The sequence below is a fragment of the Paraflavisolibacter caeni genome (assembly GCF_025628885.1).
Taxonomy (GTDB): Bacteria; Bacteroidota; Bacteroidia; order Chitinophagales; family Chitinophagaceae; genus Flavisolibacter; species Flavisolibacter caeni.
In genome coordinates, this window is the sequence record NZ_JAOTIF010000001.1 from 657,228 (window position 1) to 669,225 (window position 11,998).

Sequence of the window (11,998 nt, forward strand, 5' to 3'; positions counted from 1 at the left end):
TGATTATTGGCTTTTATCGTTTTACTTTAACATGATAAAAGCATTCAATTCAGGAAATTTGTAAGGCAAAAAGATGTATTCTATGCGGAAAATATTTGTAATTGCTTCATTATTATTTGGTAGTTTATCCTTTGCCCAACAATCACCTGTATCCTGGGCTTTCAGCTCTAAGAAGATCAGTCCCACAATTTACGAGATCCATTTAACTGCAAGTATTCTTCCGGGTTGGCACTTGTATTCTCAAAATCAACCAGATGATGCCATTGCGGTACCCACTTCTTTTTCATTTTCGAAAAACCCACTGTTGCAGTTTGACGGTGCTGTCAAAGAAGTAGGTAAACTGGAAAAGTTCAGAGACGAAAAGCTGGATGTCTCTGCAAATCAATACAGCCAGAAAGTGAATTTCATTCAAAAAGTAACTGTTAAAGGAAAGGCTAAAACTGCTGTAGCCGGCAAGCTTGAGTTCCAAACCTGCGATGATAAAAAATGCCTTCCTCCCAAAACTGTGAACTTTACAGTAGCGTTAAATTAATCTTAACGCGCTACATTTTTTGGAACCATCAGAAAATAAATGTTGTTCCTCTCCGTTCTCATTAAAGCATAAGCTTATGCTTTAATGAGAATTTTTATATTGTATTGTCTTTCCCTTCATAACCATAAATAACTAAATTTCCATGCATCTTCTTTTCAAACTTTTCGTTTTTGCCTTTTGGTTGATTCCTGCACCTTGGCTTACAAATTTCGACCAGGCAAAAACAGAGGCAGGTCAGTCTCACAAGTATATATTGATTAACTTCTCTGGGTCTGATTGGTGTGGCCCCTGCATCCGTATGAAAAAGGAGATTTTTGAATCCTCCACTTTTGAAAGTTATGCTACTGAAAAGTTGGTGTTGGTGCGCGCGGACTTTCCGCGTTTGAAAAAAAATCAATTACCAAAAGACCAAATGAAAGCGAATGAAGCATTGGCAGACCGTTATAACCCTGAGGGAAAGTTTCCTTTTACCATTCTGACCGATGAATCTGGAAAGATTTTGAAACAATGGGAAGGTCTTCCAAATGAAACACCGGAACAGTTCGTAAACGAATTAAATACGGCAATGAATGCACCCCGCTGATAGCAGCCTGTCGCTAGAAACAGCACATAAAAAAGTTTTGCGCCTGATGGGCAATCGTTTTGAGATTACGGTTGTTCACAATGATGCCTCTTGGGCAAATGAACGCATCGATGAGGCGGTAACAGAGATCAGTCGCATTGAAAAGTTGCTCACCACCTTTAATGAAGAAAGCCAGACGGCTTTGATCAACAGGAATGCTGGTATAACACCCGTAAAGGTTGATCGGGAAGTATTTGACCTGGTTTACCGCTCCCTTAAAATTTCAAAATTGACCCAAGGTGCTTTTGATATTACTTATGGATCTGTTGATAAAAGCCTTTGGAACTTTGATGCCAGCATGACAGCGCTCCCTGATAAGGAAACAGCCAGGCAAATGGTCCGGTTGATCAACTGGCGGAATGTGATTCTTGACGAAGCTAATTGCACTGTCTTTTTGAAGGAAAAAGGAATGCGTATTGGCTTTGGTGGGATCGGTAAAGGCTATGCCGCTGATAAAGCCAAAGAGATTTTGATGCGAAATGGTGTTCAAAGCGGCGTTGTAAATGCAGCTGGAGACTTGATTACTTGGGGAGGGCAACCAAATGGAAGCCCGTGGACAGTAGGGATTGCTGATCCTGATACAAAACATCCTTTCTCCTACTTGAATATCAGCAATATGGCAGTGGCTACTTCCGGCAATTATGAAAAGTTTGCCATCATTGATGGAAAGAGATATTCGCACACCATTGATCCTAAAACTGGTATGCCCGTCAGTGGCATAAAAAGTGTTACCATTATTTGTTCCAGTGCTGAATTGGCAGATGCCATGGCTACACCGGTTATGGTCATGGGCATCAGGGCCGGGTTGAATATGATCAATCAATTACATGGGGTGGCCTGCATCATTATTGATGATGATAATAAGATGTATACTACGCACAATATTAAAATTTCATAAAAATGAATAAGCCTTATGCTATTCGGACTTCACTTTTTTTTATAGGAGCTGTTGTCGCATTTTCCTCCTGTAAATCAGTAAAGGAGTATCAGAAAAGTCGTCTCAATGATTCGGAAATGGAATTATCAGCCCGTAAATCACAGCGGTTTGAACAAAGTTTTCAGTCTTACCGCGAAGGTGCTTCCGGCGCCAATGGCGGTAAAAGCGGTGGTGGTTGCGGCTGCAACTAATTCGTCATTCGAATCATTCGTTACTCAAAATTCTCCCTGATCAATGCGAAAGATATCTCTAACTCTATTAGGCATGTACCTGGGTATTTTAAGTGCATTCTCCCAGGGCGCGGATACCGCAAATTATAAAAGCAGGAAACTTCAGTTAGATGAAGTAAACTTTGTCTCCAGCTATTACCACCAGGATGGAAATAATTCCGCAGTTACAGGTGGTATTGGGACTGAAAAACTATCCGACTTTGCAAATACATTCGAACTCAAATTGTCAAAGTATGATCGCAAGGCCCGTAAACACAGTTATGGACTGGAGTTGGGTATAGATCACTACACTTCCGCTTCTTCTGATAAAATTGACCCTTCCACAATTACTTCTGCATCCTATTCTGATACTCGTATTTATCCAACGCTTTCCTGGACATTGCAGAATGAAAAAAAGAAGTCATCAATCGGGCTTGCCGCTTCCTATTCCCAGGAGTTTGACTACACTTCTGTAGGCTTTGGTGCCAGTTATACCAAAGCTTCAAAAGACAATAACCGGGAGTTTGGGCTTAAGTTCCAAAGTTATTTTGATCAATGGCATATCATTTATCCCATTGAGTTGCGGGGTTATAATGAGGACAAGAATGAAAATCCTAACCGCAATTCTTTTAGCCTTTCACTTTCATTGGCACAAGTCATTAATCAACGATTACAGTTGTCCGTTATTGCAGAACCTGTGTATCAAACCGGGTTGCTGGCTACAAAATACCAGCGTGTATATTTTAAGGATGGCTCTTTGAATTCAGAAACCCTGCCAGATACCCGTGTAAAGTTCCCCATCGGGATCAGGGCTAATTACTTTTTAGGCGATAAGATCATTTTGCGTTCTTTCTATCGTTTTTATGCTGATGGTTGGGGCGTAAAAGCTCATACGGCGGAACTGGAGACCCCGGTTAAATTAACCCCTTTTGTTTCAATAAGTCCTTATTACCGCTTTTATTCCCAATCGGCTGCTGATTACTTTGCGCCTTACCAATTGCACAATTTCAGCGATCAGTACTTCACCTCTGATTATGACCTGTCAAAGTTTAACAGTCATTTCTTTGGCACAGGTATTAGGTTTGCACCACCAAGGGGGGTATTGGGCATACAGCATGTGAACACTTTAGAACTTCGGTACGGGCATTACAGCAGAAGCACTGATTTACAGGCAAACATCATTTCTTTGCAGATCAAACTAAAATAAGCTTGAAGCCCGGAACCCTGTGCGCAAAGGCTGTTCCCCTTTGATAAAAAGGGCCTTGTTTAAAATTTGTAGAATGAATTCTTGCAAACCATCATTTCTGTTCGTTTTATTTTTCTTGATTAGCTCTTTTGCTTTTTCACAGGATTCCTCCTCGGTATTGCCATGGAAGGTATCCAGCCGGAAAATAGGCAATGGACAATATGAAGTTCAATTTTCAGTAAGCAATACCAATGGTTGGCAGTTATATGCTCCCAATCAGAAGTTGAGTGATATTGCCACAACAGAACTCCAGTTTCCGGATTCTTCTATCCAGCTGGTGAGCGAGATGAATGATTCTGGCAATGCCAGGAAAGTGGAAAGTTCCATTTTTGAGGGCACTTCCGTAAAGATTTATGAGAGCCCGACTTCCTGGAAGCAGCTAATCAATATCAAGGGACCTGTACCCGCAACCTTACAAGGTGTTTTGCTATATACTTATGGAAAGGCGGATGAATTTTACCCCGGTACCGCTTTTAATTTTACCGTTCCACTTGAAGGGGGGACAGCTGCTTCTACGCGAATCAGGATATCTTCACTCGATCTGGGCAATCCTGTATCCATATGTGGTGATGATGATACTGCAGATAAAAGCCTGGCAGGCATCTTCTTGCTTGGTTTTCTGGGTGGATTGATCGCATTGATCACTCCTTGTGTTTTCCCCCTCATTCCGCTTACAGTTTCTTTTTTCACCAAGCGTTCCGGCAGCAGGCAGAAAGGTGTAAGGAATGCTTTGATGTATGGTTTTAGCATCTTTCTTATCTACGTGATTTTAAGTTTGCCGTTCCATATCGTTGATCAGGCCAACCCTGAAGTGCTCAATAACATTTCCACAAACATCTGGTTGAATCTTGCCTTCTTCGTCATCTTCATTTTTTTCGCTCTTTCTTTTTTTGGCTTGTATGAAATAGGACTGCCTTCAGGCTTTGCCAATAAAATAGATACAAAATCTGGCATTAGTGACTTTTGGGGTATTTTCTTTATGGCGTTGACCCTGGCAATTGTTTCATTTTCATGTACGGGTCCTATCCTCGGTTCCCTGCTGGCAGGTGCGCTGACCAACGATGGTGGTGCCATTCAGTTGACTTCCGGTATGGCAGGCTTTGGTCTCGGGCTGGCTTTACCCTTTGCCTTATTTGCACTATTCCCGGGATGGTTGCAATCACTGCCCAAATCTGGCGGTTGGCTCACCAGTGTTAAAATAGTGCTGGGCTTCCTTGAACTGGCATTGGCAGTAAAGTTTTTATCAAATGCCGACCTTGTCAAGCAATGGGGCTTTTTAAGACGCGAAACTTTCATAGCCATCTGGATCATCATTGGTATAGCCATTGTGTTGTACCTTCTGGGAGTAATCCGTTTTTCACATGATAGTAAGCCGAAGATGACCAAAACCCGTTGGGCGTTCATCATTTTGTTTGCAGCAGCAACGCTCTATCTGGTTCCTGGTGTTACCAATACAAGCGCGGCCAATCTTAGATTGATCAGCGGCTTCCCGCCACCCATGTGTTATAGCCTTTACAAACACCCGGTGAACTGTGAAAAAAATATTGAGCCTATAATCAACGATTATGAAGGAGCCCTGCGCCTGGCAAAAGAAAAGAACAAGCCTGTTCTCATTGACTTCACAGGTTGGGCCTGTGTCAATTGCCGTCGTATGGAAGAAAAAGTTTGGCCCAATCCTGATGTAGCACGCATGATGAAAAATGATTTTATTGTGGTATCACTTTATGTTGATGAGCGTAAAAGATTGCCGCTGGCCGAACAGGTTCAGTTCAAAACAAAAACTGGTGTTGAGAAATCTATTGTTACTGTTGGTGACAAATGGGCCACGTTTCAATCGGAAAATTTTAATGCTGTCTCGCAGCCGCAATATGCTATTATCAGTCCCGATGAAAAAGTATTGACCAAAACCAAATCTTATACCCCTGTTGCAGAAGAGTTTGTCCAATGGCTGCAATGCGGCTTGAATGCCATGAAGAAATAATAATAGCAACCAGGCCCATCGTTTAGCCCAGTCTTGCAATACGTCAATTCGAAAATGGTGCGTGCGCCTTATTGCCTGCCGGTTTACCCGGCAGCGGTCATGGTATTGCGATGGTAAACACGCCTTGCATTTCTGTTGGCGACAGCCAACCTTTATATGGCGCTCGAGAGGTTGCGCCATCCAATAACACACTTCCATTACAGCTTATCAATCATTTCACTAGAAGCAAGGCCTCCGCATTTGTTACTATTTTTTTAGTACTAGCCAATCCATATCTTTGGAAAACGTAAATTAATGTAACTATTCGAAGTTGATATGTAGGTAAAAGAAAGTAAACAAAAGAGAAATGAATAAAATAAAAAATATAATACTCTGGTTTTGCTACATGGTGCTACCGGGTCTGGCAGCAACGGCCCAACAAAAAGTTGCGCAATGGGGCAGGTATGAAGTCCTCCTCAAAGCCGGTACCGATAAAAATCCTTTTACCAATGTCAGCCTAAAGGCCACTTTTACTGGGGAAGACACCAGCATTTCGGTCAACGGTTTCTATGATGGCGAAGGAAACTATAAAATACGGTTCATGCCAACAAGGCTTGGCTCCTGGCGGTATACCACCTCCAGTAATCTGTCGCAATTGAACAATAAAAAAGGGTCCTTAGAATGTGTAAAGCCTGGCGGTAACAATCACGGCATGGTCAAAGTGTCTGATGTATATAGTTTCAGGTATGCTGATGGGAAACCCTATTATCCATTTGGAACGACTGCATACGCCTGGAACCATATGGATCAAGGGGTGCAAAAAGCTACGCTGAATGCGCTGCAACAATCGGGTTTCAATAAAATCCGGATGTGCGTCTTTCCAAAAAATTATTCCCTGGTCAAAGAAGAGCCGGAAGTGTATCCTTTTGAATTGAAAGGAACTAAAAAGGATGAAAAGGGCAATGAGATTAAAGTCTGGGATTTTGAAAGATTCAATCCTGTATTTTTTCAGCGCCTGGAGCATTGTATAGATGAATTGGATAGCCTGGGCATCGAAGCCGACCTGATCCTGTTTCATCCCTATGATAAAGGACGTTGGGGTTTCGACGCCATGATCAATGAAACGAACATTCGCTACATCAAATACCTGACGGCCCGATTGGCCTCTTTCCGGAATGTATGGTGGTCATTGGCCAATGAATGGGACTATGTAAAGGCTAAAACTCCGGCGGACTGGGATCTGATCGCCAAAACCGTTGTCGCCAACGATCCTTATCGTCATTTGTGTTCTATACACGGAGCAACTGCCACCTATTTCGATTACTGGAAGCCGGAGTTTACCCATGTTAGCATACAGGATGAATCACCGGTTCAAAGCCCCGGTTCGGCAGCCTTGTTGCGTCAGATCTACCACAAGCCCATTATTTCCGACGAAGTGGGATATGAAGGGAATTTGCCATACCGCTGGGGGCGTTATAGCCCCGAGGAAATGACGTATTTGGTGTTAAATGGGGTGATGGGCGGTACTTATGTTACCCATGGCGAATGTTATATGTTTAAGGACGATTCCGATACCATCTTCTGGGCCAAGGGTGGTCATTTTAGAGGCACTAGTTGGAAACGGATTGCATTTCTTAGAAAACTCGTGGAGGAATGCCCCAACTCCCTGCAATTAGCCGACATTAGCCGCGATAATAAAACTGCTACCGCAGGCAATGGATATTACTTTATCAATTTCGGCAAAGAGATAAATCAATCGTGGCTGTTTAACCTCCCAGTTAAAAATGCCGATTATAAAAAAGTAATGCCAGGTACCCGTTTTAAGGTGGAGATCATTGACGTTTGGGATATGACCATTACTGAATATCCCGGAATATTTGAAACCACAAAGGAAATGGATTACCGGGTGTATGATAAAGACTTTAAAAAAGTCAATTTGCCTTTGAAGCCATTAATCGTTTTAAGGATTAAGGAAATAAAAGGTTTATAAACGAACGTAAAAATGAAGCCCTCAACTTTTTAAAAAGTTGAGGGCTTCATTTTTTAAGAAAATAAACAGTCAGGGCTATACAGCACTGACACTCTCCGCCTTAGGCGGACCGGGGTGAGTCGGGATAATTGGGCGTCATTCCTAATCAGCCTCCTACAAATGCGGTTTGGGGTGCAGTTGGAGATTAAGAATGACAATGACTTGATTACTGGTCATAGCAAAGCGAATGAACAACTTATCATGGTTATGAGTTGTTCATTCGCTTAAATAAACAACAAAAGAGCCCTTGTTGAAAGTGGGTCATTTCATTATTTATATGAATTGTTAACAGTAATTCTAAAGTGCAATTTGCTTTTGGGTCATCATTTTGCGCAGGTTGATGAGACCATACCTCATACGGCCCAAAGCCGTATTGATGCTGCAATTGGTGACACTGGCTATTTGTTTGAAACTCATATCCGCATAATGACGCAGCACGATCACTTCCCGCTGGTCTTCTGGCAACATGTCAAGCATATCTCTCACCCGGCTGTGACTTTGCTTTTTGATCATTTTATCTTCGGCACTTTCTTCTGTAAAATTGAGCACTTCGAAGATATCCTGGTCTTCACTGTTTTTAATGGTTGGTGTACGCTTTACCTTGCGGAAGTGATCCACACAAAGATTGTGTGCTATACGCATGGCCCAAGGTAAAAACTTTCCTTCCTCTGTATACCTTCCACTGCGCATGGTATCAATGATGCGAATAAAAGCATCCTGGAAAATGTCTTCAGCAAGGTACTGGTCTTTAACCAAAAATAGGATAGATGTATAAATTTTATCCTTGTGACGCAATATCAGCGTTTCTAATGCGTTTATATTACCTGCAACAAAAGAGTTTACAAGTTCATGGTCGTTTAGTGATGTTAAAGATGGCATAATACTCCTAATCGTTTATTAGATTTTCTGATGCGGATTATGTAAAAATTCTTGGAGTAAAAATCGTACGATAAGCTATTATTTTACGGATTAGGATAAAATGCAAGAGTAAAAGTAAAATGCTTTTTTAAATTTCGCAAGCACTTTTTAGGCTCATCCTTTTTTCTTTTCAAAAAATACTGTTAATCATTAATATATATAAAAGTTTAACAAATAGATGTAGAAAGATTTGGAAACGAATCGGCAGGCCTCTAATCCTCAAAAGTTCAGACACACATGGCAACCTCAAAGTATTTTTCAACCCGATACCAGAAATAAGCTACTAAAAAATCAGGCCAAGCACTTCAATCGATAACTTTTTAACTAATTTCAAAAATTTGCCATATTTATTGCTGAAATGGGAATTCTTCAATCCACTTATTTCCACAATTTTTATGATTTCCCCATCACACTAACCCCTCAGTTTTCTATGCTGCATTTTACATTTCCACCCAGCTTATAGAGACCTTATAGAGATGTTATAGAGACCTTACTGCAGTGTAACTCCATAGGAACTCCCTGTCTATTCCGTATCAACTGCCCTCTAACAGCCCAGTCACCACCCATCTATCATCTATCATCGAATATCTGTCATCCATCACCACTTCTCCCTGCCAAATTTCCAAATTCTTAAATCTCAAATCAGCATTCCGCAATCCCGTATTTTTGCTAAGTTTTTTATCATGAAAATAGAGGCAGTTATAAAAGAAGCGAAGGGTGGTTTGCATAAAAGCGAACCCATTTTCATAAAAGGAGCCCGTGTCCATAATCTTAAAAATATTGATGTTGCTTTTCCGCGCAACCAGTTGATTGTGGTTACCGGTGTGTCCGGTTCAGGAAAGTCTTCATTGACTATAGATACATTATATGCCGAAGGGCAGAGGCGGTATGCAGAAAGCCTGAGTGCTTACGTGCGCCAGTTTTTGAACCGCATGGACAAACCCGATGTGGATTACATCAAAGGTTTGGCCCCGGCTATTGCCATCGAGCAAAAAGTAATTACCCGCACGCCTCGCAGTACCGTGGGCAGCATGACTGAGATATACGATTATCTCCGTCTTTTGTTTGCAAGGGTAGGTAAAACCATTTCTCCGGTCTCCGGACGTGTGGTTAAAAAAGATGATGTGAAAGATGTCGTGGATGCAGTCAAGGCATTGAAGGAGGGAAGTAAGGTATATATCCTCACCGCATTTAAGCAGCACCGCAACCGTGATATTAAAGAGGAATTGAACATCTTGATGCAGAAAGGGTTTTCCAGGATTTACGTTTCTGAACTCTCAGTGTCGCAGCAGGAAGCACCTGTGTCGGAAAGTGCTATTTACCGGATCGAAGATTTACTGGAAGAGAATAGTGTCGATTTTCAGAAGACTTTTCAGTTTCCTTCCAATGTATACGTGCTGATCGACCGCATTGTTGCTAAAGAATTTGACGAAGATGACGAACACCGCCTGGCTGATTCAGTAGGAACAGCTTTTTATGAAGGTGAAGGCGATGTGTATGTTGAAGTGGACGGGAACCGGTTACTGCATTTTAATAACCGTTTCGAGTTGGACGGAATGACGTTCGAAGAACCTTCTCCTAACTTGTTTTCCTTCAACAATCCTTTTGGTGCCTGCCCGGTTTGTGAAGGCTTTTCTCAGGTGTTGGGTATTGATGAAGACCTGGTGATTCCGGATAAAAGATTAAGCGTCTACGAAGGTGCCGTTGCGCCCTGGAAAGGAGAGAAACTGGGTAAATGGAAGGAGAGTTTTGTAAAGGCAGCCCGCCATTTCGACTTCCCGGTACACAAACCCATTGCCGACCTGACCAAAGAGCAGTACCGCGTTTTATGGGAAGGTAATCAGCATGTTTATGGAATTGACGACTTCTTCAAGGAAGTAGAACAAAACTTGTATAAAGTTCAGTACCGTGTGCTTTTAAGCCGCTATCGTGGCCGTACCACCTGTCCTGAATGCAAGGGATACCGTTTGCGCAAGGAGGCTTTGTACGTAAAAGTGCATGGCCGGCATATCGGCGAACTGAGCGAGATGCCTGTAAAAGATTTAAACGTTTGGTTCGAAGAGGCCGTCCGTTACTTTTCTGAATACGAATCTACCGTAGCCAAAAGGATCGTTATCGAAATCAACCACAGGCTCAATACATTATTGAATGTCGGACTTGGTTATCTCACCCTCAACCGCTTGGCCAATACGCTTAGTGGGGGTGAAAGCCAGCGCATTCAGCTTACCCGTAGCCTGGGAAGTAACCTGACCAATTCTTTATATATTCTCGATGAACCATCTATTGGTCTGCATTCCCGCGATACGCAAAACCTCATAAGGGTTTTAAAGGAACTCCGTGATCTGGGTAATACCGTCGTTGTGGTTGAACACGACGAAATGATGATGCGTGAAGCAGACTATATAATCGATATGGGCCCGCTTGCCTCTCATTTAGGTGGCGAGGTGATTGCTTCTGGCAACTATGATGCGATCATTAGCAATCCCCAAAGCCTTACCGGCCAGTATTTAAACGGAGAGCTCACCATCGAACCACCCAAAAAGGTGCGCAAATGGCGCGAATCAATTATTGTCGAAGGTGTCCGCCAGCACAACCTGAAAGATATCACAGTTGAATTCCCGTTGAATGTCCTGGGCGTCGTGAGTGGCGTCAGTGGGAGCGGGAAGACGACCTTGATTAAACATATTTTATATCCTGCACTGAAAAAACATTTGGGTGAACCAGGCGAGAAAGTGGGCTTCCATAGGGCCATAACCGGCGATATTGATGCCATTACCCAGGTGGAAATGGTAGACCAGAATCCGATCGGTAAGTCTTCACGAAGTAATCCTGTAACCTATATCAAAGCATGGGATCATGTACGCGATCTGTTTGCCTCCCAGCCTCTGAGTAAAATAAGAGGTTTCCAGCCGAAACATTTTTCGTTTAATGTTGACGGAGGCCGCTGTGATGCCTGCAAAGGGGAAGGGGAAAAGATCGTTGAAATGCAGTTCTTGGCCGATGTGCATTTGACCTGCGAGGTTTGCCATGGTCATAAATTCAAGGAAGAGGTGCTGGAAGTTCAGTACAAAGGCAAAAATGTATTTGAAGTACTGGAAATGAGCGTGGATGAAGCTCTTGACTTTTTCGAAGAACAGAAAGCTATATGCAACGCCATCAAGCCTTTGAGCGAAGTTGGCTTGGGCTATGTAAAACTGGGGCAATCATCCGATACCTTGTCTGGCGGTGAAGCACAAAGGGTGAAGCTGGCTTCATTCTTAGGCAAAGGCAAGTCCGCCGGAAAAGTATTGTTCATCTTCGACGAGCCAACTACAGGACTTCACTTCCATGACATCAAAAAACTGCTCGCTTCATTTAATGCCCTGATCGACCAGGGACATTCCATATTAGTAATTGAGCACAATACAGATGTTATCAAGAGTGCCGATTGGGTTATTGATCTTGGCCCTGAAGCCGGTGATGATGGCGGCAGCCTGGTGTATGCCGGCAAACCGGAAGGATTGAAAAAAGTGAAGGAGAGTTATACCGGGAGATTTTTATAAGTA

General features: G+C 42.6%; 9 protein-coding genes. 8 read left to right on the forward strand and 1 reads right to left on the reverse strand.

Features of this window, described 5'->3' with window-relative positions; all coding sequences use genetic code 11:
- The first annotated feature begins 82 nt into the window (after positions 1–82).
- The 7 genes from OCK74_RS02705 to OCK74_RS02735 all read left to right on the forward strand — a co-directional run bounded on the left by OCK74_RS02705 (position 83) and on the right by OCK74_RS02735 (position 7,496).
- The gene (locus tag OCK74_RS02705) at positions 83–532 is read left to right on the forward strand and encodes a protein-disulfide reductase DsbD domain-containing protein (RefSeq protein WP_279295447.1); all 450 of its coding nucleotides are present in this window, start codon (positions 83–85) and stop codon (positions 530–532) included.
- 142 nt (positions 533–674) lie between these two features.
- Positions 675–1,115: a thioredoxin family protein gene (locus OCK74_RS02710; RefSeq protein ID WP_279295448.1), complete on the forward strand. Its 441-nt coding sequence runs from the start codon at positions 675–677 to the stop codon at positions 1,113–1,115.
- Positions 1,102–2,052, forward strand: coding sequence for an FAD:protein FMN transferase (locus OCK74_RS02715; protein ID WP_279295449.1), 951 nt, complete (start codon positions 1,102–1,104; stop codon positions 2,050–2,052). Before OCK74_RS02710 ends, OCK74_RS02715 begins: the two co-directional genes overlap by 14 nt.
- Before the next feature lie 2 nt (positions 2,053–2,054).
- Positions 2,055–2,282 (forward strand): DUF4266 domain-containing protein, encoded by a 228-nt coding sequence (locus OCK74_RS02720; protein ID WP_279295450.1) that lies wholly within the window; start codon positions 2,055–2,057, stop codon positions 2,280–2,282.
- 43 nt (positions 2,283–2,325) lie between these two features.
- Positions 2,326–3,507, forward strand: a complete 1,182-nt coding sequence (locus OCK74_RS02725) for a DUF3570 domain-containing protein (RefSeq protein ID WP_279295451.1) — start codon at positions 2,326–2,328, stop codon at positions 3,505–3,507.
- A gap of 73 nt (positions 3,508–3,580) precedes the next feature.
- Positions 3,581–5,527, forward strand: coding sequence for a protein-disulfide reductase DsbD family protein (locus tag OCK74_RS02730; protein WP_279295452.1), 1,947 nt, complete (start codon positions 3,581–3,583; stop codon positions 5,525–5,527).
- 346 nt (positions 5,528–5,873) lie between these two features.
- A complete protein-coding gene (locus OCK74_RS02735) occupies positions 5,874–7,496 on the forward strand; it encodes a DUF5060 domain-containing protein (RefSeq protein WP_279295453.1) in 1,623 nt (540 codons plus the stop codon).
- Between the two features lie 336 nt (positions 7,497–7,832).
- Here the strand turns inward: OCK74_RS02735 and OCK74_RS02740 are convergent, their stop codons facing one another.
- A complete protein-coding gene (locus tag OCK74_RS02740) occupies positions 7,833–8,414 on the reverse strand; it encodes an RNA polymerase sigma factor (protein WP_279295454.1) in 582 nt (193 codons plus the stop codon).
- A 722-nt stretch (positions 8,415–9,136) separates the two neighbouring features.
- On the opposite strand from OCK74_RS02740, the gene uvrA reads away from it, so the two are divergent.
- On the forward strand, positions 9,137–11,995 hold the full coding sequence (gene uvrA / locus OCK74_RS02745; RefSeq protein WP_279295455.1) for an excinuclease ABC subunit UvrA: 2,859 nt from the start codon (positions 9,137–9,139) through the stop codon (positions 11,993–11,995).
- Positions 11,996–11,998: the final 3 nt, after the last annotated feature.